The following is a 22,828-nucleotide window of genomic DNA, read 5'->3' as shown; positions in this document are numbered from 1 at the left end:
GAATTAAGCTTCGCTAGTTGCTTCATTTTTAGGCAATTTTAGGCTCTCATTGAGTTTTTCCCAATTTTTAACTTCTTTCTTGCTTGGTCCACCCACAACTTCTAAGGCACGGCGTAAACGAGCAAAAGTTAAATCAGGCCCAAGGGTCACCATCGACTGCATTACAGGTGTTGAACTAGTTGAACCTGCAATTGCAATAAAGAACGCTGGCATGAAATCGCGTAATTTAATCTCCATCTGGTTCGCAAGATCCATGAGGGTCTGGCTAACAGTGTCGTTATTCCAAGTAAACTGGCCTTCAAGACGCCAAATTGCAAATTGCAGACTTTGACGAACCTGTTCTTGAGTCAATTTTTTGCTTTCAAACATTTCAGCAGTAATTTGTGGCATATGGTTAAAATAGAAACCAGCCCAATTCACAGCTTCTGAAAGTAAATTAATACGTGGTTGAATGGCAGCTGCAATATCTTCTAAAGTGCTGCGATCACTTTTCCATGTTAATAAACGGTCTAATAATTGGCCAGGTGTTAAACCTTTGATCCATTGACCATTTAACCAATTCAGTTTTTCAACATCAAAAATTGGCCCACCTAGTGAAACACGTTGAATATCAAAGCTATCCATCATGTCTTGTAGCGTAAACACTTCACGCTCATCTGGCATTGACCAGCCCATACGGCCTAAATAGTTTAATAAGGCTTCTGGCAAAACGCCGATATCGCGGTAGTAGTTAATTGATGTTGGATTCTTACGTTTAGATAATTTTGATTTATCTGGGTTACGCAGCAATGGCATGTGACAAAGTGTCGGCATTTCCCAACCAAAATATTGGTAAAGCAACTGATGCTTCGGTGCAGATGGAAGCCATTCTTCACCACGTAATACATGAGTGATTTCCATTAAATGGTCATCAACCACATTCGCTAAATGATAAGTTGGTAAGCCATCATTTTTAAGAAGAACTTGCATGTCGACTTGTGCCCAAGGAATTTCAACTTCCCCGCGTAATAAGTCATTAAATTTACAAATACCTTCTTCAGGTACTTTCATACGGATGACGTGGGGTTCGCCAGCTTCTAAGCGACGAGTCACTTCTTCTTGAGAAAGTTTTAACCCGCGACCATCATATTTTGGTGTTTCACCGCGTGCTTGTTGTTCAGCACGCATCTGGTCTAGTTCTTCAGCAGTAGCGAAACAATAAAAAGCATGACCTTTTTCAACAAGTTCTAATGCGTATTGCTTATAAATTCCCATACGTTCAGATTGGCGATACGGTGCATGAGGACCACCTACATCTGGACCTTCAGACCAGTTTAATCCTAACCAACGCAATGAATCCAAAATCATTTTTTCAGATTCTGGTGTAGAGCGAAGTTGGTCTGTATCTTCAATTCTTAAAATAAATTCTCCGCCATGTTGTTTCGCAAAACACATGTTAAATAAAGCGATGTAGGCAGTGCCGACATGAGGAAAACCGGTAGGAGAAGGTGCAATACGAGTACGAACTTTCATAGGTAATGGGTCAAAATAAAAATTGAAACTATTATAACGAAAAAGCCCAGTATTCTGACGTTTTATTTAACGTCAGTCTGGGCTAAAACTGAAACGAAGAGGGGGTGTTTCAGATTTTAAGAAGCATGCGGCTGGAAGATTGCCTGAACAAAACGTGAAAAACGTTCGTGTTGTGCGGCAAGAAAATTTTGAGTCGGTGTAACGCGAATAGTATTGAGTACCTTAAGCTCATCATCTGAAGAAGGTAATACAATAGGATTACGTTTCTGTTGATCTAAAGCTTTTTCAATAAGCGAAGTCTGCTTATCTGACCCGGTTTTATTTGGGGTATCTTTAAGTACTGCTGCTGCAGAAAACTGTGATGCTAAACCCAGCACCAAACTTAAGCTTAACGCTTTTCCATAATGAATTCTCATTATTAATCATCCCCTCTGTTTATTACATTTCATCTATTTTTTGAGTTTAACGAAATGTAAAATTACGGTAATGCTACGATTTAAACATAAATCTTAATAAAAAAGTGGAACTGTGTCACACTTTTTACAAAAATTATCTATATTTTGATCTACTCGACCCAAATGTAGGTCATATGTATCCTTTACGCTTCATTATTTAACAAATTAATGTGTAGATAAAGTGAAGGCCCTCATTAAGTTGGAAGAATAATTACAAAAAATTTCAAAAATGAAATGAGTTAAACATCTTAATCTATATATTTTAAAGAGATTAATAAAAAATATATTAATATAAGTAATTGATTGTAAATTATAAAATTAAAAATATAGTAAAACTAAAACCAATGATGGATTTTGTAAATGAAAAAAATATCAATAATGGCTATAGCGGTGTACTTGGGAATGGCAACAGCAGCTCAGGCCGCTACTTCTTTTTTAAACGTTTCTTATGATCCGACCCGAGAATTTTATCAAGAATATAATCAGGCTTTTGGGAAGTTCTGGAAACAGCGTACAGGTCAGGATGTTGAGTTTAAACAGTCGCATGGTGGGTCTGGTAAACAAGCTCGGGCAGTAGCTACGGGTCTTGAAGCCGATGTTGTAACGTTAGCATTAGCGAATGATATTGATGAGATTGTGAAAGCAGGTTTTATCCAACCAAATTGGCAAAAAGAATTTCCAAATAATTCTGCACCTTATACGTCTACGGTTGTGTTCCTCGTGCGAAAAGGTAATCCAAAAAATATACGTGACTGGAATGACTTAACAAAACCAGGTGTGGAAATTATCACCCCTAATCCTAAAACAGGAGGCGCACCGCGTTGGATTTATCTCTCTGCGTGGGGGTATGCTTTAAAACAGCCGGGTGGAAATGATGCTAAAGCTCGTGAACTCGTTAAAAAGCTTTATCACAATGTTAAAGTGCTTGATTCGGGAGCACGTGGTTCGCTAACAACATTTGCTGAGCGTGGAATTGGTGACGTTTTATTATCATGGGAAAACGAAGCTTTATTGGCGACAAAAGGACCTGATAAAGATGAGATTGTTTACCCATCAATTTCAATTTTGGCAGAGCCTTCTGTCGCAATTGTAGATAAAACCGTAGATAAAGATGGCAATCGAACTTTAGCAAAAGGCTATTTGAACTTCTTATATTCACCGTTGGGGCAAGAGTTGGCGGCTAAACATTATTTCCGACCACGCAATGCACAAGTGGCTGCTAAATATGCAGCACAATTCCCAAAAATTAAATTATTTACTATTAATGATGTTTTTGGTGGCTGGGCTAAAGCTCAAAAAACTCATTTTGCCAATGGGGCCATTTTTGATCAAATTTACGATGGGAAGCAGTAAATAAAATGTTTTAAAAACAGTAACCAAATAGAAAACTTAAAAACTAAATAGTTATAGAGAAAGCAAGCAAACTTAAAAAAAGTGAGCTTGCTTTCTGTTTTTGCTTAAAAAATGCTAACAAAACGGTTTTATCTATGAAAAATTAATATTTTCCTACAAAAAGCCGTTTGGTGTTGATCATAAACAAGGTGATAATGTGCAGTTACATTTTTACGCAATGATTTAACACCTATGTCGCATATTTCTGTCTTACTTTTTGAGACCGTTGAGAGCTTATTGGCAGATCGCACAACAGGGGTGTATATCGATGCAACCTTCGGAAGAGGTGGGCATACACGTTTATTGCTCTCTAAACTTGATGAAAATGCACGAGTATATGCATTTGATAAAGACCCTCAAGCACTGGAAGTTGCTGCTGCTTTGGCACAAGAAGATCCAAGATTTACAATCATTCATGCGAGTTTTGCTGATATCAAAGAGAAGATGCAGGAAATTGGCGTGATGAGTGTTGATGGCATTATGGCTGATCTGGGAGTGTCATCTCCTCAACTTGATCAGGCAGAACGTGGTTTTAGTTTCATGCAAGATGGTCCGTTGGACATGCGAATGGATAATTCTAAGGGTTTAACTGCGGCTGAGTGGTTACTTGAAATTGAAGAAGAACAATTAGCAAATATTATTTATCAATATGGTGAAGAGCGTTATAGTCGACGTATTGCTAAAGCCATTAAAAATGCTGGAAAACTAGATACAACAGCTCAATTGGCGGAACTTGTAAAAACAGCTCATCCAAAATGGGAAAAACATAAACATCCAGCGACACGTACATTTCAGGCTATTCGTATTGCTATTAATAAAGAGCTCGAAGATATTGAAGTGTTTTTGCCGCAAGCTGTAGACTTACTCAAACTGGAAGGGCGTTTGTCTGTTATTAGTTTCCATTCTCTTGAAGACCGACTGATTAAGCAGTTTATTCAAAAAGAATCTACGTTAGCAGAAGATTTCGGTTGGGGAATGCCAGAGCAGCGGGTAGATACAAGAAGATTAAAGAAAATTTCACGGGTTCGTGCGAGTGAAGAAGAAGTAAAAGCGAACCCTCGGTCACGTAGTGCATGGCTTCGGGTTGCTGAACGCTTGGAAGAAAAAGGCGCGTAATGAAAAGCAGTGATGAAATCGCAACCACAGAAAACAAAGTGGTGAAAAAAGTTGTGGTGTATACAGTCTTGGTGGCACTTGTTTTTATAAGTGCCATGATGGTGGTATTTCAAGTATTTGAATATCGTCATGATTATAGAGAGCTTAGCTCTTATATGCGTGAACGTGATGATCTCAATGCTGAATGGGGGCGTTTGCTCATTGAGCAACAAACCTTTGGTGCAACGGCACAGATTGGTACACGTGCTGTAACTCAGCTACGGATGTTTTCTCCACCGGCTGCAGAAACGGTGGTAATTTCTTTACCAATGACCTCAGAGCAAAATAAGTAAGGCCTTGCTGTATGGTAGATAAGCGAACAAAACAAACACGGAAAAAACAGCAGTCTATTTCGGAAAAACCAACTCTTGCCTTTGATATGTGGCGGTTTTATCTGCTCTGGGCAGTAGTGTTACTCTGTTTTGTTGTTTTAATTGCACGTGCATTTTATGTACAGGTAATTAATAAGGATTTTTTACAAAACAAGGCTAATGCCAATATTTTGCGTACTGAGCGTGTGGAAGCTATGCGTGGCGTGATTAGTGATCGCCATGGTGTTCCTTTAGCAATTAGTACACCAATCATGAAAATCGTAATGGATCCGCGTGATTATTTCGATACAAAGCATTTATATGACCAAATTACAGCGGAATTAAAGAAAGATCCGAATAATCGTAAATTAAAACGACAATTACCCGATAAAAACTTAAATCTTGATGAGTTGGCAGATGTCGTTGGTTTAGATCGTGCCGATCTTAAAAAGCAGATGAATGCACGGCCACGTTCTCGTTATCTGGTTTTGAAAAAAGAAATACCACCGCAACAGGCAGACCTTATTACGAAGGGTAACTTTCAAGGCGTCTATGCCGAGAAAACCTATAAGCGTTATTATCCTCAACCGCAGCCAAATGCCCAGATTATTGGTTTAACCAACAGTGAAGGCCAAGGGATTGAAGGCTTAGAAATGCAGCTCAATAAACAGCTGTCGGGTGTGGATGGCGAGCAAAAAATTATTCGTGATAAGCGCGGAAATCGCTTAAAAGTTTCAGAGGTTATCCGTGAGGGTGAGCCAGGCGAAAATATCACTTTAAGTATCGACTCTCGTTTGCAATATATTATGTATAGAGAGTTGACTGCAGCTGGTGTTGCAAATAATGCCCGTTCGGCAACGGCAATTGCTGTAGATGTTAAAACTGGTGAAATTCTGGCAATGACCAGCTGGCCGTCATATAACCCGAATGATAAAAACGGTTTGTCTAATAAAGATGCCATGCGTAACCGCGGTGCGATTGATATGTTCGAACCAGGTTCAACCATGAAGCCATTTACAATTTCTTCTGCATTAGAAACTGGGCAATATACGCCTAACACGATTGTAAATACTTCTCCAGGTTCTATGCGTTTAGGTTGGCATACGATTCGTGATACCCACAACTATGGTGCTTTAACTGTTAGTGGCGTCATTATCAAATCTTCAAACGTGGGTTCTGCAAAAATTGCATTGTCACTTCCAAAAGAAACACTACCAAGCTTCTTTAATCGTGCCGGTTTTGGTAAACGCTCGGCTGTGAAGTTTCCGGGGGAAAGTTCAGGTTTAGTGCTTCCAGTAAGTAAATTGAACTCTTCTCAAATTGGTACCATGGCTTATGGTTATGGCCTAAACGCAACTATTCTTCAGTTGGCACAAGGCTATGCAATGCTTGCAAATCATGGTGTAAAAATGCCTCTAAGCTTGCATAAGCTCGATCAAGCACCTAAAGGGGAGCAAGTTCTTGCTCCAAAAATTGCTGATCAGGTTTTGCTTATGCTAGAGCAAGTTACGATGCCTGGTGGTACTGCAAAGCAAGCTAATATTCCTGGTTATCGCGTTGGTGGTAAAACAGGTACAGCTCACAAACTTCGTGCAGACGGTAAAGGTTATTCAAATAATGAATACCGTGCTTTATTTGCTGGTGTTGCGCCAATTAGTGACCCACGTTTAGCTGTTATTGTCGTTGTTGAAAACCCACAAGGCCGTTATTACGGTGGTTTAGTTGCGGCCCCTGTTTTTGCACGCATTATGCAAGAATCATTACGTTTAATGAATGTGCCGCTTGATAAGCCCCTTGATACTTCAGTAAATCCTATTCGCAGGTAAGCTATGTCTGTTTCTTTTCAAGAAATTAATCCAGTCGAGATTAATGCACAGTGGTCTCAGCAGCCTTTTCATGGCTTCAGTCTAGACAGCCGTAAGGTTGAGTCAGGCCAAATTTTTATTGCTTTGACCAGTTATAGCCAACCTGAAAAAACACGTGCTTTTGCAGAGTCAGCTTTAGCTAATGGTGCACTTGCAATCATTAGCGAGACGGAGTTGGGTGTGGCAAATGAATGGGTATGCCCTGATGTACGTCAGCGCATGGGCGAATGGCAAGAGCGTTATTTGCAACATATTGACCCTGTTACGCCAGTACGTATTGTTGCAGTAACAGGCACAAATGGTAAAACGACAATTTCACGTTTAGTTGCTGAATTAATTAGTTCACAACAACAGCGCTGTGCGGTGATGGGCACAACTGGTAATGGTATTTTGCCTGATCTGACGCCATCAACTCATACTACGCTCGATGCTTTACAACTACAAAATGCATTGCATGATTATGCTAAACAGGGTGCAACTTTCGCTTCTTTGGAAGCAAGTTCACATGGTTTAGAGCAAGGCCGTTTAAATGGTTGTGCGATTGAAATTGCTGTTTATAGTAATTTGAGTCGTGACCATCTGGATTATCATGGCACTTTAGAAGCCTATGCAGAAGCAAAGGCTCTTTTATTCCGTTTTAATTCTTTAAAAGTAGCTGTTATTAATCTTGATGATGAACATGCTGCTCTTATGATCAATGCAGCAAAACAAAATCCTGCTCAGCCAAAGATTCTGACGTATTCACTTACCCAAAATACTGCTGATTATTATATTAGTGACTTAAGTTACAGTTTGGCAGGGGCGACTTTTAATTTAGTCAGCTCACAAGGTTCTTTTGCTGTTCAAAGTCCATTATTGGGGCATTTCAATGTTGAAAACCTGATTGCAGCACTTATTGCTGCAGAGCAAGCAGGTTTCGATTTAGAAGTTTTAGTCGCTTTTGTTCCCAAACTCATTGGTGCGCCGGGACGAATGCAGGTCATTCGTGATGGCGAACGTTTATTTGTTGTGGATTATGCTCACACCCCAGATGCTTTGATTCAGGTGCTTAAAACTTTAAAACGTCATGTATCTAATCAGCTTTGGGCAGTATTCGGATGTGGTGGGGATCGTGACCGTGGTAAACGTCCACTCATGACTCAAGCCGCTTTGGATGGGGCGAATCCGATTATTCTGACTTCGGATAATCCAAGAACTGAAGAGCCTGAACAAATTTTTGCTGATATGAAGCAAGGAATTGATTTCTCTGGGCATCGCATGCAGGAAATTCATGATCGCCGTGAAGCAATTAAATTTGTTGCACAGCAAGCTCAAGCTGGTGATATTGTGGTTATTGCTGGTAAAGGTCATGAAAATTATCAAGAAATTAATGGTGTACGCCACTGGTTTGATGATGTTGTCGAAGTACAATCAGCAATTGCTGCGCAACACCATACTGTAGACGCTGCTTACCCTGCACAATAGGATTATTTATGCATACTTCAACCACCAGTACCGTGCCTTTGGAACCGTGGACAGCTCAACAATTACAACAGGCAACGCAGGGTTATTGGCATAAAGACCAGATCCCTCAAACTGAAATTAAACGTATTTTGACTGACTCTCGTCATGCGGAAACTGGGGATGCCTTTTTAGCACTAAAAGGTGAGCGTTTTGATGCACACGACTTTGTAACTCAGGTTGCCGCGAATGGTTGTCAAATCGCCATTGTTGACCGCCCTTTAGATGTAGATATTGCACAGTTAGTTGTTGCCGATACTCGCTTGGCTTTGGGGCGACTCGGCGCTTATCGTCGTGAGCAAAATACCCAATTAAAAGTGATTGCTTTAACAGGCAGTAGCGGTAAAACCACCACTAAAGAAATGTTGGGAAGTATATTATCGCGCTTAGCTCCGACATTAATCACCCGTGGTAATTTAAATAATGACCTTGGTGTACCCATGATGCTGCTAGAGCTTCGTAAGGAACATCAATATGCGGTGATGGAGTTGGGTGCAAGCCATCAAGGTGAAATTGACTATACTTCTAAATTAGTTCAGCCCCATGTTGCAGGCATTTTAAATATTGGTACAGCTCATCTGGGCGAATTTGGTGGGCGTGAAGGTATTTGCCGAGCTAAATCGGAAATTTATCGTCATATTTTGCCAAATGGCGTTGCAATCGTGCCGCAACAAGATGATTTCACTGCTGAGATTCTTGACGCCGCAAAAGCACATCGTATTTCCACATTTGGTGTAGGTGGAGATGTGTATGCAACAGATATTGAATTATTGCCTCAATCAACAAATTTTACGTTACACACACCGCAAGGCGTCAGTGCCGTTAAACTCCCTTTTGCAGGTGAGCATAATGTTCAAAATGCGACTGCGGCTGTAGCTTTTGCTTTAGCAATTGGTATTGGACTAGAAGATATTGTCCAAGGCTTAGAACAAGCTCAGGGGGCCAAAGGTCGTCTTAACTTTATTCAAAAGTCACCTTACTTATTTATTGATGATACTTACAATGCCAATCCGACTTCAATGCGCGCTGCTGCACAAGTGTTGTTGCAACAACAAGGCGTAAAAGTGATGGTCATGGGGGATATTGGTGAGTTAGGTGATAGCAGTTGGCAAGAACACTACGATTTAGGTCGTGATCTTGCTGAGCTTCATTTAGATCATATTATTGCAGTTGGGCAGTTTGCTCCAGCCGCTCTCGAGGGTGCAGACTCTCATTCCAATAAAGTGAAAGCATTTCAGACACAAGCTGAGGCGCTTCCATTTCTAATCAATCTAATCCAAACACATCAACCACAGTCCATGAGTTTCCTGTTTAAAGGTTCTCGCTTTACTCATATGGAAACGTTGATGGCTGATTTGATGGAGAAACTTTAAATGCTGTTATGGTTGTTTGAACAACTTGCGGGCTATCACAGTTCGTTTCAGGTCGTTCGTTATTTAACATTACGTTCTTTACTCAGTGTATTAACTTCACTGACCATTGGTTTGGTCCTCGGACCGATCATGATTCGTAAATTACAAGCGTTAAAATACGGTCAGGCAGTAAGTTCATTTGCTCCTGAAAATCATGCTAAAAAGATGGGTACACCAACCATGGGCGGGATTTTAATTCTGCTTTCAATTGGTATTAGTACTTTACTCTGGGCTGATTTATCTAACCCTTATGTCTGGATTGTGCTTGGTGTAATGGTTGTATTCGGCGCTGTGGGCTGGGCAGATGACTGGATTAAAATCCGCTATAAAGACAATGCTGGTTTACCTGCCCGTAAGAAGTTTTTCTGGACTTCTGTTGCATCGCTTGGGGCGGGTATTGCTTTATATTTAATTGCAACCCAACAGTCGAATGCTGAACATACTGCAAACATGCTGGATTTATTGATTCCATTCTTTAAGAATCTGTCAATTCCACTCTCTATGGTTCCTTTGGGCTTGGCATTTATTGTATTTACCTATCTAGTTATTAATGGTGCCTCTAACGCCGTTAACTTAACTGATGGTTTAGATGGTTTGGCAATCATGCCTGTTGTCATGGTCGCTACGGGCTTAGGTGTATTTGCTTACTTGTCAGGTGACATTCGTTTTGCTAACTATTTGCATATTCCATATGTGAAATATACCTCTGAGCTTGTTGTAATCTGCTCTGCCATGATTGGTGCAGGCTTGGCATTTCTTTGGTATAACGCACACCCAGCTCAAATCTTTATGGGTGATGTTGGCGCATTAGCTTTAGGCGCGATGCTTGGAACAATTGCTGTTATGGTACGCCAAGAAATCGTATTTGCGATTATGGGTGGTGTGTTTGTAATGGAGGCTGTATCAGTATTCTTGCAAATTGGGTCGCTGCGGATGCGTAATAAACGCGTGTTCTTAATGGCGCCGCTACATCATCATTATGAAAAGCAGGGCTGGAAAGAAACCCAAGTTGTGATTCGTTTTTGGATTATTACAATTATATTAGTAGTTTTAGGTCTAATGACTTTAAAATTGCGATAGATCTTATTTTAGTGTCAATATAAAGCCAGTTCTACTGGCTTTTTTTATTGGAGAGATGAATGACAAAAGTTGCTGGTCTAGACCAATTATCTGTAATTAATCAGAAAGTAATTGGAGAGGGCGAAGTATTACCTCAAGTTGTGCTTAAAGATGGAAGTCAGGTGCAAACAGGAACTGTCGCTACAATGCTGCATAATATTGAATTATATAATACAGGCCAAAGAGGCCAGATTGAGGAAGAATTAAAGATTGCTATTCCAACTTTAGTCAAAGTGGGGCTATTTGATTTATTTCAGGTAGATGAATGGATTAAGGGAACAAATGCAGGGCGTACATTTGTGGGAATGCATGCAAAGTCTTATTTACAACATAAAGAACAAGAGAATAATTAAAAGTGACTAAGCAAATTTTAATGTGTCCTGTGTGTCGTCAGTCTCTCGATTTAAATGAAAAAACTTGGCGATGTGGACAAGGGCATAGTTATGATGTCGCTAAACAAGGTTATGTGAACTTACATGTTGTGCAACATAAACATAGTAAAAATCCTGGAGATACCCCAGAGTCGGTCGATGCACGAAGAGCTTTTTTACAAGGTGGTTATTATCAGCCTTTACAACATGCTGTAGTCGCTTTATTAAAACAATTAGATGTAAAAACCGTACTTGATATTGGGTGTGGTGAAGGCTATTACACCAGTGCTATGCAGCAAGTCGTTGAGCAATGTGTTGGTGTTGATATTGCAAAAAATGCGGTACAGCGCGCAGCAAAGCTTAATGCTGAGGTGACTTGGGTTGTGGGAACTGGTGCGACTTTGCCTGTGCTTGATCACAGCATGGATGCATGTACCAGTTTGTTTAGCCCAATTCCACAAGCAGAAATTGCTCGAGTTTTAAAAGATGATGGATATTTAATTGTTGTCACTCCTGCATCTGAGCATTTATATGCAATGCGTGAAGCTTTATTTGAACAGGTTAACCCTCATACACCAGAAAAGTTTGTAGAGCAGTTGCAAGATTTGTTTGAGCTTAAACAAGAGCAAATTATTAATGCCCCTTTTGTGCTTGATCAACAGGCTTTAAAAAATCTGATTGCTATGACACCTTATGCTTATAAAGCATCTCCTGAGCGTCGTTTGCAGTTAGAGCAGCAGTCGCAATTAGAGGTAACGGCATCTTTTCAAATCTATGTTTTTCAGAAACGTAATAAAACAGCTAGCTAACCGTACATTTTTAAAAGCGTAAAAAAAGTCATCATACAATCTATTTTTAAGAGCGCAAAAAAAGAAGCCATCTGATGATTTATTTTTAAGAGCGCAAAAAAAGAAGCCATCTGATGATGGCTTCTTTTTTTGCTATTCAATCTGATTAATCAGATTTTCTAGTTCATCTTTCTCACGCTTCGGCGCTGCTCCCTGTGACGGTTTCATGGCAGGAGGTGCAGCTTTTGATGGAATAACAATTTCCTCACCCGGTAAATCGGAAAAGTCATTGTCATTGCTTAGTTTTGGTTGGGGTGGTGCTGGGCGATATAGCGGGCGTGCTAATGGTGGAGCTGCACGATAAGTTTTCTTATCGCCTACCTCAGTCTCAGTAGTAGTTTGTTGTTTGTCACGTGAAATAGGACCTTGAGCATCTTTATCTAAACGAACCCAAGATGCTGGCGTACCTTGCAATGCTTGACCCATAAAGTTAATCCAGATTGGTAATGCAGCAATACCACCATACTCACGTCGACCTAATGTTGTCGGTTGGTCGAATCCAACCCATGTTACAGTCACTAATTTGCCGTTAAAGCCTGCAAACCATGCATCTTTTGCATCGTTGGTTGTACCTGTTTTACCGCCTAAATCACTACGGCCAATTTTAAGTGCGGCACGGCCTGTACCATGCTCAATTACATCACGTAAAATGTTCGCCATATCGTAAGCAGAGCTTGATTTTAAAATACGTTGAGCTTGGCGATATTCACTATTCGCTTTATCAGTTTGTTTAAGATTAAGTTGCTTAGCTGCCTTTTCTTTCTGCTCTACATCTTTGTTAGTAACCTCAATCACTTCATCATCTGTTGTCGTAGCCTTCTGTTCGTCATCAGTTGTGTCTGGCGCATTAATACATGGAATACATGCATATTCTGGCTTAGCTTGATAAATCACTTTACCGTATGCATCTTCAATACGCTGAATAAAGTGTGGTTGAACGCGATAACCACCATTTGCAAAAGTTGCGTATCCAGTTGCCATTTGAATTGGTAAAACTTGAGGTGTACCTAGAGCAATGGTGTAGTTACGTGGAATTTGATCTTCTTGTAAACCAAAATCCATGAATAATTGGCGAGTACGTTCAATTCCCACCGTTTGTAAAAGGCGTACCGACACGGTATTACGAGACAAATACAAAGCACGACGTAATGGAATCATCCCTAAATAACGACCGTCTGAGTTTCTCGGTGTCCACTTACCAATTGTGATAGGACTATCATTCACCATGCTGTACGGCGTCATACCGCGTTCAAGTGCCAGTGCATAGACAAACGGTTTGATCGTTGAACCAGGTTGGCGCCAGCCTTGTAAGGCACGGTTAAATTTCGATTGATAGAAATTATAACCACCTACAATTGCTTCAATTGAACCATCATTCGGGTTAATCGCAATAAGTTGACCTTGAACTTTTGGAACCTGAACTAAAGACCATGCTGTTTTTGCATCATTTGGACGTAAGCGAACAATATCTTTAACTTGAACAATTTGAGATGCACGTGAAGGAGCACCACCTACACTATTCGCATTGCGATAGGGACGAGCCCATGACATGCCTGACCACTGTACAGTAACGGTGGTACCATCTTGCATTAGTGCTTCAAAAGAGCTGCTATTTACCTTGGTAACTTGTGCCGGGTAGGTATTGGCATATGCTCTAAATTCATTTAATGGTTTATCGTGTGCTTCCGCACCGCGCCAGCCATGACGACGATCGTAAGCTTCAAGACCATCTTGTACAGATTTCTCTGCAATCGCTTGGCGTTTAGCGTTGATGGTTGTATAGACTTTATAGCCAGAATCAATAGCTTGCTCACCAAAATGCTTTACAAGCTCTAAACGAACCATTTCGCCCGCATACGGGTGAATATTATTTAAATCCCGATTGGGCATGTTTAGATTAATCGGTTCAGCTACAGCTTTTTGATATTCTCCTTGAGAGATATAACCCAGCTGTAACATACGGCCTAAAATCCAGTTGCGGCGTTCAAGTGCGCGTTCAGGATTAACTACAGGATTGTATTTAGAAGGCGCTTTCGGCAAACCTGCAATCATTGCCATTTGAGCAATACTAAGCTCATTAATACTTTTGTTGTAATAAATTTTGGCTGCTGCTGCGATACCGTAGGCATTTTTTCCTAAGAAGATTTTATTCACATAAAGACTGAGAATTTCTTCTTTAGATAAATTTTGCTCAATTTTTCGAGCTAAAAAGATCTCGGTTATTTTGCGTTTTAAGGTTCTTTCTGGACTTAAATAATAGTTCTTTGCAACCTGCATGGTAATGGTTGAACCACCAGTTTGCACATCAGAACCAGTCACACTTTCACTTAAAGCACGCCCTAAACCTTTAAAACTGATCCCGCTATGTTCAAAGAAAGAAGAATCTTCTGCTGCTAAAAATGCATGAATAAAAGCAGGAGGAATTTGTTTGTATTCAACTGGAATAGAAAGCTTACCACCATACTCGGCAATCAGTTGATTATCCGAGGTATAGACCTGTAGAGGTTTTAAAAGCGGAGCTTTTTTTAGTGAACTCATTTCAGGGAGCGATGGGGCGATATAGAGATACATGCCATAAAAGCCCATCGGAAGTGAGACTAAGATAATAATAATGATCAAAAAAATTGGACGCACGAAGCCCAAACTGGATAGCTTTTTCATGATAAGTAAGCTTTAATAAGATCGAATACAAACTAATTGTGGTCAGTATAGCCTTTAGACATGCGGATTGTTAGATGAGATATTGTATCCGTGTAAAAATAAAGACCTAGATTATTGGTTTGTAATTTTTTTTGGGGATAAAAAAATAATAGGACAATAGTGTGCTCAGGTTATATCGTAAACCGAATAAGGGGTTAATGGGTGTCGATATTAGTTCGACTTCTGTTAAGTTGTTAGAGCTCTCTGTTAAGAACGGTAAATATTGGGTGGAAAGCTATGCTTTGATGCCTTTACCCGAGAGCAGTGTAGTTGAAAAAAATATCTTGAATCCAGAGGCAGTAGCAGAAGCTTTGGAACGGGCGATGAATTTAGCAAATCCCCAAACCAGTAACGCTGCAATTGCTGTTCCAACATCGACGGTTATTCATAAAATCATCGAAATGGATGCAGATATGAATGATGATGAACGAGAAGTTCAGATTCGTTTAGATGCGGAGCAGTATATACCGTTCCCTTTGGATGAAGTGAGTCTTGATTTTGAGGTTTTACCAGATCGACTGCCTAATCCAAACCGTGTAAATGTACTTCTAGTTGCAACAAGAACAGAAAATGTTGAAACACGAGTAGAAGTGCTGGAACTGGTTGATCTAACGCCTAAGCTTGCTGATGTTGAAAGTTATGCTGTCGAACGTGCTTTTAGTGTATTTGCTGATAGCTTACCCATGGGTGCAAATACCATTGGTATTTTAGATATCGGCCATACCATGACTACATTATCGGTTATGCAAAGTGGCAAAATCATTTATACCCGGGAACAAGTCTTCGGCGGCAAGCAGCTTACTCTGGAAATTCAAAGCCGTTATGGTTTGTCATTGGAAGAAGCGGGACGAGCTAAAAAAGAACGCTCTTTACCCGATGACTATGACATCGAAGTCTTAGAGCCATTTTTAGATGCCGTTGTGCAGCAAGCTGCCAGATCTCTACAATTTTTCTTTTCTTCATCACAGTTCAATGAAATAGACCATATTTTACTAGCAGGTGGGAACGCCAATATTCCTGGACTTGCCAAATTGTTGCAGCAAAAACTTGGTTACCGTGTGACCATTGCCAATCCATTTTTACAAATGGGTTTTTCTCCTCAAGTCAACGTTCAAAAACTTGAAAATGATGCCTCATCGTTAATGGTGGCATGTGGTTTGGCTTTAAGGAGTTTTGATTAATGGCAACAATTAATTTACTCCCTTGGCGTGATGGGCTTAGGGAACAGCGCAAAAAACAATTTATTATTTTCTGTTTTGGGGTCGTTGTGCTGGGGATTACCACTGTATCTTCTGGGTGGTTTTATTTAAATCAAAAATTAGATGATCAAGAACAAGCTAATCAACTCATCACCAGTACAAACCAGAGTCTTGATCAACAGCTTAAAACCTTAAATGGCTTACAAGAACAGCGCGATGCCATTATCGAACGTATGAAACTTATTCAGGGGTTACAAAGTCAACGTCCTGTTGTTGTGCGTTTGGTGGATGAATTGGTGCGGGTGACTCCGGCAGCGATGTATTTGACTAAATTTAGCAGAACTGGAGATAAATTTACCATTGAAGGTAAAGCAGAAAGTCCAAATACGGTCGCGGAGTTATTACGTAATCTCGAGGCATCACCATGGTATCGCAATGCTTTTATGAACTCTTTCTTGGCGACCGAAGAGAAAAAAGATAAGACGGCAAGTTCGCTGCTTCCTAGAGTAGAAGATAGTTATGGCAGTTTTGTTGTGACTGTTGATTTAGGAGAAATGGGGGGGACTACAACAGATGAAACCGCCAATACGTCTGTAAGTGCGGATAAGGGGGCGGTTAAATGAGTCCAGATGAACTTCATGAGTTGTCGTTAGAACAAGCTCCATCTAAGAAAAAACAGATTACTTTAGAAAAATTTCTTCAGCAATTTAACACCCTGGATATGAACAGTTATGGTAGCTGGCCATTATCTGTGAAAATTACGTGCTGGGTTTTTATTTTCTTTGCTGTATTGGCTTTAGGATACTTTGTTGTTATTCAGCCAAAGTTACAAGCAATTGATAATGCACAGGCGCAAGAAAGTAATTTGTTGAATGAGTTTCGCGAAAAGGATTCAAAATTACGTAACTTGCAGCAATATCAACTTCAACTTCAAGAGATGCAAGCAAACTTTAATCAGCAGTTAGAACAACTCCCAAAAGAAACCGAGATTCCAAGCTTGGTTGAGGATATTAACTTAACCGGTGTGAGCTCTGGTCTGAAGTTTAAAAATATTCGTTTAGAAGATGAAGTGAAGCAGGAAATCTTTATTGAACAGCCCATTGCGATGGAAGCAACTGGCGATTATCACGCTTTTGGTGCTTTTGTGAGTAGTATTGCGGCATTACCACGTATTGTAACGATGCATGACTTTGTTGTAGAAGCTGCACCTGTTAAAGATAGTAAGTCAGATATTCCTGTACTTAATTATTCTATTAAAGCAAAAACTTATCGCTATATGGGCGCCGTAGAAAATGCTGAACATCCGGAAAACAACGCTTCGGCTTCTGTAGCACCTGTTTCCTCTACTGCTAATAAACAGTCGAAATAGGAGCATTACAATGAAACTTAAGCAAATTTCTTTTTCTATTTTGGCATGTTTAGTTTTAGTTGGATGTGACTCGAGAATTGATGCTGTAAATCAGCAAATGGCAAATATACGTAATCAGCCACCACAACCGATAGATCCAGCACCTGTTTTCACGCCTGTGCCACAATTTAACTATGCGGCTCATCAGCTAAAGAGTCCATTTTTACCAAGCTCACTTGCTGCTGAGCTCAAAATTATGGCAGGAAAACGGGTATATCCAAATTTCTCACGTGCACCTCAGCCTCTAGAAAGTTATGCATTAGAATCCTTAAACATGAAAGGAAGCATGCGTAATAACCGTGGGCAAGTATTGGCTCTTATCCAATCACCCGATCAGCAAATTGAACGGGTACAGGTGGGGAACTATATCGGGATGAACCAAGGGCGTATTACCCATATTGGTCCAACCCAGATTGATCTGGTGGAGATTGTCCCTGATGGGCGCGAAGGCTATGTGGAGAGACCAAGAACCTTAGTGTTAATTGGACCCGCACCCTAAAATTTAGGGAATAACAAAGAAAAAGTATTTTTAAAGATTATTTAATTGGGGATGGTTAGACAATGAATCACGTATTCAGTCAGTTTTCTATGGGGGCTGTAGCGGTTGCAATTATGCAGGTTGCATCTGCACAGGTCAGCATGACCAATATTGTACCGACGCAAATAGCGGGTCAGGGTACGGAAATTCGAGTGATGTTTAATGGTTTGCCGCCGCAACCACAAGCATATCAACTTGAAAATCCTTCACGCTTAATTTTAGATTTTAATAAAGCGCAGCAGAATCTCACACAGACAAAAGTAGCGATTGGAACTAATGAGGCGAGCTCGGTCGATGTAAGCTCTGATGATCAGCGTTCACGTTTAACAGTAAATTTAAATGAGGCAGGTGCTTTTACTACTCGTATTGAAGGCAATACTTTTATTTTAAAAATTAATTCAGCTCAAGCTGTAGCGAAACCCGTACCAACAAGTGTCGTGCAACCCCAAGGTGTTTCAAATATTGGTTTCCAGCGCGGTAGTCAAGGTGAAGGTCTTATTGTTATTGACTTGCTGGGAAGTAATACCCCTGTTGATGTTCAACAACAAGGCAGCAAGGTCGTGGTGAGAACGTTAGGCTCTAAAATTCCTACACACTTAGTTAAACGCTTAAATGTAAATGATTTTGCTACGCCTGTTTCGACAATTGAATCTTATAATGAAAAAGGCAATGGCGTTATTACGATTCAATCTACTGGTAGTTATGAATATATGGCTTATCAGGCCGAAAATAAACTCACTATTAGCTTAAAGCGTCCGCAGGATAAAAACGTAACTTCTTTATATAAGACACCTAATTACTCTGGTAATAAGCTTTCTCTTGATTTCCAAGATATTGAAGTCCGTCGCGTTTTACAGTTACTTGCCGATTTTACTGGCCTTAATATGGTAGCTGCCGATAGTGTTCAGGGTAATATCACTTTGCGCTTAAAAGATGTTCCGTGGGATCAGGCCCTTGATATTATTTTAAAAACCAAAAATCTGGATAAACGTAGAAATGGTAATGTTATTTGGATTGCTCCTGTTACAGAATTGATTAAGGCTGAAGAAGAAGAAGCAAAAGCTGTCGCACAAAGTGTCAAACTTGCTCCATTACAAACCGAATATATTCAACTTAAATACGCTAAAGCTGGCGATATTATGGGTTTAATTACTCAAGGTTCAAATAATAGCAATGGTTTGCAGCATACTTCAGGTGGAGGTACTTCAACCTCTACTAACTTAAATACGGGTGTCGATAGTTTAGGAAATAACGTAGGAAGTTTATTGAGTCCACGTGGAACAATTACTCAAGATGATCGTACCAATACTTTAATTGTTAATGATACGGCTCAGTCGATTGATCAAATTCGTAAAATGATTGATTTACTGGATGTGCAAGTTAAGCAAGTGATGGTTGAGGCACGTATTGTTAGAGCATCTACTTCTTTTACCAAAGAGCTTGGCGTTAAGTGGGGAATACTATCTCAAGGAATTACCAATAATAATAACTTGCTGGTTGGTGGTAGTGAAACAACTTTATGGAATTTACGAGAACCCAAAAAAGATGAGACTACGGGAGGATATAAATACACGATTGAACGTCCAGATAACTTAAACGTCGATTTAGGGGTAACCAACCCAGCTGGAAGTATTGCTTTTGGTTTGATTAGCATGTCTGATTTTATGCTTGATCTTGAACTTTCAGCGTTACAAGCCGATGGTTACGGTGAGGTTATTTCTACACCTAAAGTGATGACAGCAGATAAACAACCAGCGAAAGTTGCAACAGGTCAGCAGGTCCCTTATCAGACCACGACTAATTCCGCTGCGGGTGCTACAGCAAGTACATCATTTAAAGATGCGCTGCTAAGCCTAAACGTAACACCAAGTATTACGCCTGACGGTAAGATCCAAATGAAATTAGATATTTCGAAAGATTCCGTTGCTGGTGCTGCTCCTAATGGAGAGTTAATTTTAAATAAAAATCAGATTAACACCAATGTATTGGTTAATAACGGTGAAACAGTCATTTTAGGAGGGGTATTTGAGCAGACGACAATTAACTCACAAACCAAGGTTCCTTTCTTTGGTGATATTCCCGTACTTGGACATTTATTTAGAAAAGATGTGAAATCTGATGATAAACAAGAATTACTGATTTTCGTTACGCCACGAATTGTTAATGACACTTTGGTGAGAAATCATTAATATATTTTTTAATGAAAGCAATTGAAATAGGTGGCGCCTTGCCAAGCAAAGCGTTTGAAACCCTGCCAAATATTTATTTGGTGGGGCCCATGGGGGCAGGAAAAACAACCGTTGGACGTCATTTAGCCGAAATATTAGGGCGTGAATTTTTAGATAGTGATCATGAAATTGAACGCAAAACAGGGGCTACTATTCCTTGGATTTTTGAAAAAGAAGGGGAATTCGGATTTCGTGCTCGTGAAACTATAGTGTTGAATGAGTTAACTTCCCGTAAGGCTTTGGTTTTAGCAACAGGCGGTGGTGCGATTACTCAAGCACCCAATCGTGAGTTTCTAAAGCAACGTGGTATTGTCGTTTATCTTTACACTCCTGTGGAATTACAATTACAACGAACTTATCGCGATAAAAACAGACCTCTATTACAAGTTGAAAACCCTGAACAAAAATTGCGAGATTTGTTAAAAATACGTGATCCTTTATATCGTGAAGTTGCTCATTACACGATTGAAACCAATCAGGGTGCTGCACGCGATCTTGCTCAAAAGATTCTGCAACTTATTTTGTCTAACACGCTAAAATAGCCAAACTTACTCGTGGTTTAATAAACTCATGCAAACTTTACATGTTGAATTAGGCGAACGCCGTTATCCTATTTTTATTGGCAGTCAACTTGATCCTAAACAGTTGCTTGAACCTTATATTCATGGTCAACAGGTCATGATTGTGAGTAACGAAACGGTCGCACCTTTATATTTATCTAACTATCAAGAAGCATTAAAAAGTTTGGGTAAAACTGTAGCGACTTGTATTTTGCCCGATGGTGAAAAATATAAAGATATTCAACATTTAAATTTAATTTTTGATGCACTCCTTGAAGCTGGTTTTAACCGAGATTGTACGGTTTTAGCTTTAGGTGGCGGTGTTATTGGTGATATGGCTGGCTTTGCATCAGCATGTTTTCAGCGTGGTGTTTATTTTGTTCAGGTTCCAACTACGCTTCTTTCACAAGTAGATTCAAGTGTAGGCGGTAAAACTGGTATTAATCACCCACTGGGTAAAAACATGCTTGGCGCATTTCAGCAACCTCAAGTTGTTTTGGCTGATATGGCTCAACTCAATACTTTGCCGGATCGAGAATTGTCAGCTGGATTATCAGAAGTCATTAAATATGCCTTGTTAGGTGATGCTGACTTTCTTGTTTGGTTAGAGCAGAATATGGATGGGTTAATTGGACGAGATGCTGACCTTTTAGCAGAAGCTGTTTATCGCTCATGTGCTCATAAAGCCCGTATTGTTGCAAACGATGAAAAAGAGCAAGGTGAACGAGCTTTACTTAACTTAGGTCATACTTTTGGTCATGCGATTGAATCTTACTTAGGTTATGGAAATTGGTTGCATGGTGAAGCAGTAGCTACAGGCATGGTCATGGCAGCGGATTTATCACAGCGTTTAGGCTGGATTTCAAGTGATGATGTAGAGCGTACAAAAAAAATTATTCAACGCGCTAATTTGCCGATATCATGTCCGAAAATTCCATTGGATGAATTCCTTGGATATATGGCTCATGATAAAAAAGTCCTCAATGGTCAATTACGCTTAGTGTTGTTAAAGCAACTTGGACGAGCAGTAATTACTAAAGACTTTGATGTTGAACTCATGAAACAAGCTATTTTGGCAAATCAACACGGATAATAAATTAAGGTAACACATGACTGTATCACGTACACTTTGGCAGAATGTTCAACAATATATCTGGTTGGTGGGTGGTATCGTCTGCTTGTTTCTCGCTTTTCTTTTCTGGGTCATGACCGATAGTAAGAAGCTGGTTGAAGTTGAAAAATCGGCTGATTCAGATACGCCAGTGCAAATTCAACCAGAAAAAGTAGCAACAACTGCTAATTTAGGGGCTTTAGCTGATGAAGTTAGGCCTCTTGATTTAACGACTCGTACGGTTGCTTCAGGTCAGCATGAGGCAGAGTTCCGCGGTACAAAATTTATTAACGAAAACAAGAAACAGTGGACGCTTGAGCTATTTCGTGCATCTGACGAAGATATTATTAAAAACTTTTTAAAAAATCGTACTGATCGTAATAAATTTATCTATTTCCGTTTAAGCGGAGATAAGCAATCTGAACAATATGTATTGAGCTATGGTGTATTTAAACGTTCTGAAGATGCGATTCAAGAATTAACTCAACTAAATCTTGATTTGCCTGAGTCAATCAAACCTCAACCACAACAATTTTCAACCTATGCATCATTAGTGAATGATTTAGGGGCGGACGAAATGAAAGGTGGAATTAGCCAAACTTATGAAGTGCGTTTACGTCCAGCTGCATTGCCTAAAATTGATGAGTCTTTGCTCATGGGTGCAGGTGTAAACGGTACGATAAGTACGCAGCCGAAAGTAACTACTCCAGCAACGAACTCTACAACCCGGACGACCATTATTCGCCGAGATGCTGAAGGAAATGTTGTGGATGTACACCAGTCGAATTCTGCAGATGCTTCTAAAAAGACTCAGCAAAATCGTGAAATTGAAGCTACTCCTAAAAATGCAACAAATGAGGGCACAAGAGGGAACTAAGGATAAGAATAATGTGCACAAATATAGTGCAATAACAAAAGATATATATAATTTTTGATCAAGTGTGGTGCATATTTGGTCATTTATTAAAATGATAGCCTGAATAAAACTGATCTATTTTTAAGAAATATAAACACTTAAGCTACGAAAATTATATTGGCATAGTTTTTGCTTTATTCTTGTGCTTATTAATGTACTGCTAACTATTTTGGCGCTCTAAAGAGTGAAGTCTATGCAGAGTCGTGGGGTCGAGCTGCTTTAAAAGAG

Annotated in this window: 20 protein-coding genes; 17 read left to right on the top strand and 3 right to left on the bottom strand. The window is 39.9% G+C overall.

Going from position 1 to position 22,828, the window contains the following annotated elements; translation table 11 throughout:
• Nucleotides 1-3: 3 nt before the first annotated feature.
• Both gltX and F968_RS02280 read right to left on the bottom strand, forming a co-directional pair.
• The gene (gene gltX / locus F968_RS02285; RefSeq protein WP_004789843.1) at nucleotides 4-1,512 is read right to left on the bottom strand and encodes a glutamate--tRNA ligase; all 1,509 of its coding nucleotides are present in this window, start codon (nucleotides 1,510-1,512) and stop codon (nucleotides 4-6) included.
• Between the two features lie 116 nt (nucleotides 1,513-1,628).
• Nucleotides 1,629-1,928, bottom strand: a complete 300-nt coding sequence (locus tag F968_RS02280; RefSeq protein WP_004789841.1) for a hypothetical protein — start codon at nucleotides 1,926-1,928, stop codon at nucleotides 1,629-1,631.
• A 399-nt stretch (nucleotides 1,929-2,327) separates the two neighbouring features.
• On the opposite strand from F968_RS02280, the gene F968_RS02275 reads away from it, so the two are divergent.
• The 9 genes from F968_RS02275 (at nucleotide 2,328) to F968_RS02235 (ending at nucleotide 11,901) form a co-directional block, all read left to right on the top strand.
• Complete coding sequence (locus tag F968_RS02275) at nucleotides 2,328-3,320, top strand: sulfate ABC transporter substrate-binding protein (RefSeq protein WP_004789839.1); 993 nt, start codon at nucleotides 2,328-2,330, stop codon at nucleotides 3,318-3,320.
• Between the two features lie 231 nt (nucleotides 3,321-3,551).
• The gene (rsmH, locus tag F968_RS02270) at nucleotides 3,552-4,475 is read left to right on the top strand and encodes a 16S rRNA (cytosine(1402)-N(4))-methyltransferase RsmH (protein WP_004789837.1); all 924 of its coding nucleotides are present in this window, start codon (nucleotides 3,552-3,554) and stop codon (nucleotides 4,473-4,475) included.
• Nucleotides 4,475-4,807: a cell division protein FtsL gene (gene ftsL / locus F968_RS02265; protein ID WP_004789835.1), complete on the top strand. Its 333-nt coding sequence runs from the start codon at nucleotides 4,475-4,477 to the stop codon at nucleotides 4,805-4,807. The genes rsmH and ftsL overlap by 1 nt, the downstream gene beginning before the upstream one ends.
• 11 nt (nucleotides 4,808-4,818) lie before the next feature.
• Complete coding sequence (gene ftsI / locus F968_RS02260) at nucleotides 4,819-6,651, top strand: penicillin-binding protein PBP3 (RefSeq protein WP_004789833.1); 1,833 nt, start codon at nucleotides 4,819-4,821, stop codon at nucleotides 6,649-6,651.
• A gap of 3 nt (nucleotides 6,652-6,654) precedes the next feature.
• Nucleotides 6,655-8,154: a UDP-N-acetylmuramoyl-L-alanyl-D-glutamate--2,6-diaminopimelate ligase gene (locus tag F968_RS02255; RefSeq protein ID WP_004789832.1), complete on the top strand. Its 1,500-nt coding sequence runs from the start codon at nucleotides 6,655-6,657 to the stop codon at nucleotides 8,152-8,154.
• 8 nt (nucleotides 8,155-8,162) lie between these two features.
• Entirely contained in the window at nucleotides 8,163-9,563 is a 1,401-nt protein-coding gene (locus F968_RS02250; RefSeq protein WP_004789830.1) for a UDP-N-acetylmuramoyl-tripeptide--D-alanyl-D-alanine ligase, read from the top strand.
• On the top strand, nucleotides 9,564-10,682 hold the full coding sequence (mraY, locus tag F968_RS02245; protein WP_004789827.1) for a phospho-N-acetylmuramoyl-pentapeptide-transferase: 1,119 nt from the start codon (nucleotides 9,564-9,566) through the stop codon (nucleotides 10,680-10,682).
• Nucleotides 10,683-10,741: 59 nt separating this feature from the next.
• The gene (locus F968_RS02240) at nucleotides 10,742-11,074 is read left to right on the top strand and encodes a DUF7709 family protein (protein WP_004789826.1); all 333 of its coding nucleotides are present in this window, start codon (nucleotides 10,742-10,744) and stop codon (nucleotides 11,072-11,074) included.
• A gap of 2 nt (nucleotides 11,075-11,076) precedes the next feature.
• Nucleotides 11,077-11,901 (top strand): putative RNA methyltransferase, encoded by an 825-nt coding sequence (locus tag F968_RS02235; RefSeq protein WP_004789825.1) that lies wholly within the window; start codon nucleotides 11,077-11,079, stop codon nucleotides 11,899-11,901.
• A 132-nt stretch (nucleotides 11,902-12,033) separates the two neighbouring features.
• Here F968_RS02235 and ponA read toward each other — a convergent pair whose 3' ends face one another.
• On the bottom strand, nucleotides 12,034-14,601 hold the full coding sequence (gene ponA, locus F968_RS02230; protein WP_004789822.1) for a penicillin-binding protein PBP1a: 2,568 nt from the start codon (nucleotides 14,599-14,601) through the stop codon (nucleotides 12,034-12,036).
• A gap of 161 nt (nucleotides 14,602-14,762) precedes the next feature.
• Here ponA and F968_RS02225 point away from each other — a divergent pair, with 161 nt between their 5' ends.
• From F968_RS02225 to F968_RS02190, 8 genes are all read left to right on the top strand, one after another.
• A complete protein-coding gene (locus F968_RS02225; protein ID WP_004789820.1) occupies nucleotides 14,763-15,821 on the top strand; it encodes a pilus assembly protein PilM in 1,059 nt (352 codons plus the stop codon).
• Entirely contained in the window at nucleotides 15,821-16,462 is a 642-nt protein-coding gene (locus tag F968_RS02220; protein ID WP_004789818.1) for a PilN domain-containing protein, read from the top strand. The genes F968_RS02225 and F968_RS02220 overlap by 1 nt, the downstream gene beginning before the upstream one ends.
• A complete protein-coding gene (locus tag F968_RS02215; RefSeq protein ID WP_004789816.1) occupies nucleotides 16,459-17,208 on the top strand; it encodes a type IV pilus inner membrane component PilO in 750 nt (249 codons plus the stop codon). Before F968_RS02220 ends, F968_RS02215 begins: the two co-directional genes overlap by 4 nt.
• Before the next feature lie 10 nt (nucleotides 17,209-17,218).
• Nucleotides 17,219-17,746, top strand: a complete 528-nt coding sequence (locus F968_RS02210; RefSeq protein WP_004789813.1) for a pilus assembly protein PilP — start codon at nucleotides 17,219-17,221, stop codon at nucleotides 17,744-17,746.
• A 62-nt stretch (nucleotides 17,747-17,808) separates the two neighbouring features.
• Nucleotides 17,809-19,974, top strand: a complete 2,166-nt coding sequence (gene pilQ, locus F968_RS02205) for a type IV pilus secretin PilQ (protein ID WP_004789810.1) — start codon at nucleotides 17,809-17,811, stop codon at nucleotides 19,972-19,974.
• 11 nt (nucleotides 19,975-19,985) lie between these two features.
• On the top strand, nucleotides 19,986-20,555 hold the full coding sequence (gene aroK / locus F968_RS02200) for a shikimate kinase AroK (protein WP_004789808.1): 570 nt from the start codon (nucleotides 19,986-19,988) through the stop codon (nucleotides 20,553-20,555).
• 28 nt (nucleotides 20,556-20,583) lie between these two features.
• On the top strand, nucleotides 20,584-21,666 hold the full coding sequence (gene aroB, locus F968_RS02195; protein ID WP_004789806.1) for a 3-dehydroquinate synthase: 1,083 nt from the start codon (nucleotides 20,584-20,586) through the stop codon (nucleotides 21,664-21,666).
• Between the two features lie 16 nt (nucleotides 21,667-21,682).
• The gene (locus F968_RS02190; protein ID WP_004789804.1) at nucleotides 21,683-22,561 is read left to right on the top strand and encodes a hypothetical protein; all 879 of its coding nucleotides are present in this window, start codon (nucleotides 21,683-21,685) and stop codon (nucleotides 22,559-22,561) included.
• The last annotated feature ends 267 nt before the right edge of the window (nucleotides 22,562-22,828 follow it).

Source organism: Acinetobacter sp. NIPH 817, from assembly GCF_000368405.1.
Taxonomy (GTDB): Bacteria; Pseudomonadota; Gammaproteobacteria; order Pseudomonadales; family Moraxellaceae; genus Acinetobacter.
The sequence above is the reverse complement of the archived record's forward strand: the minus strand, read 5'-3'. Positions and strand labels throughout refer to the sequence as shown.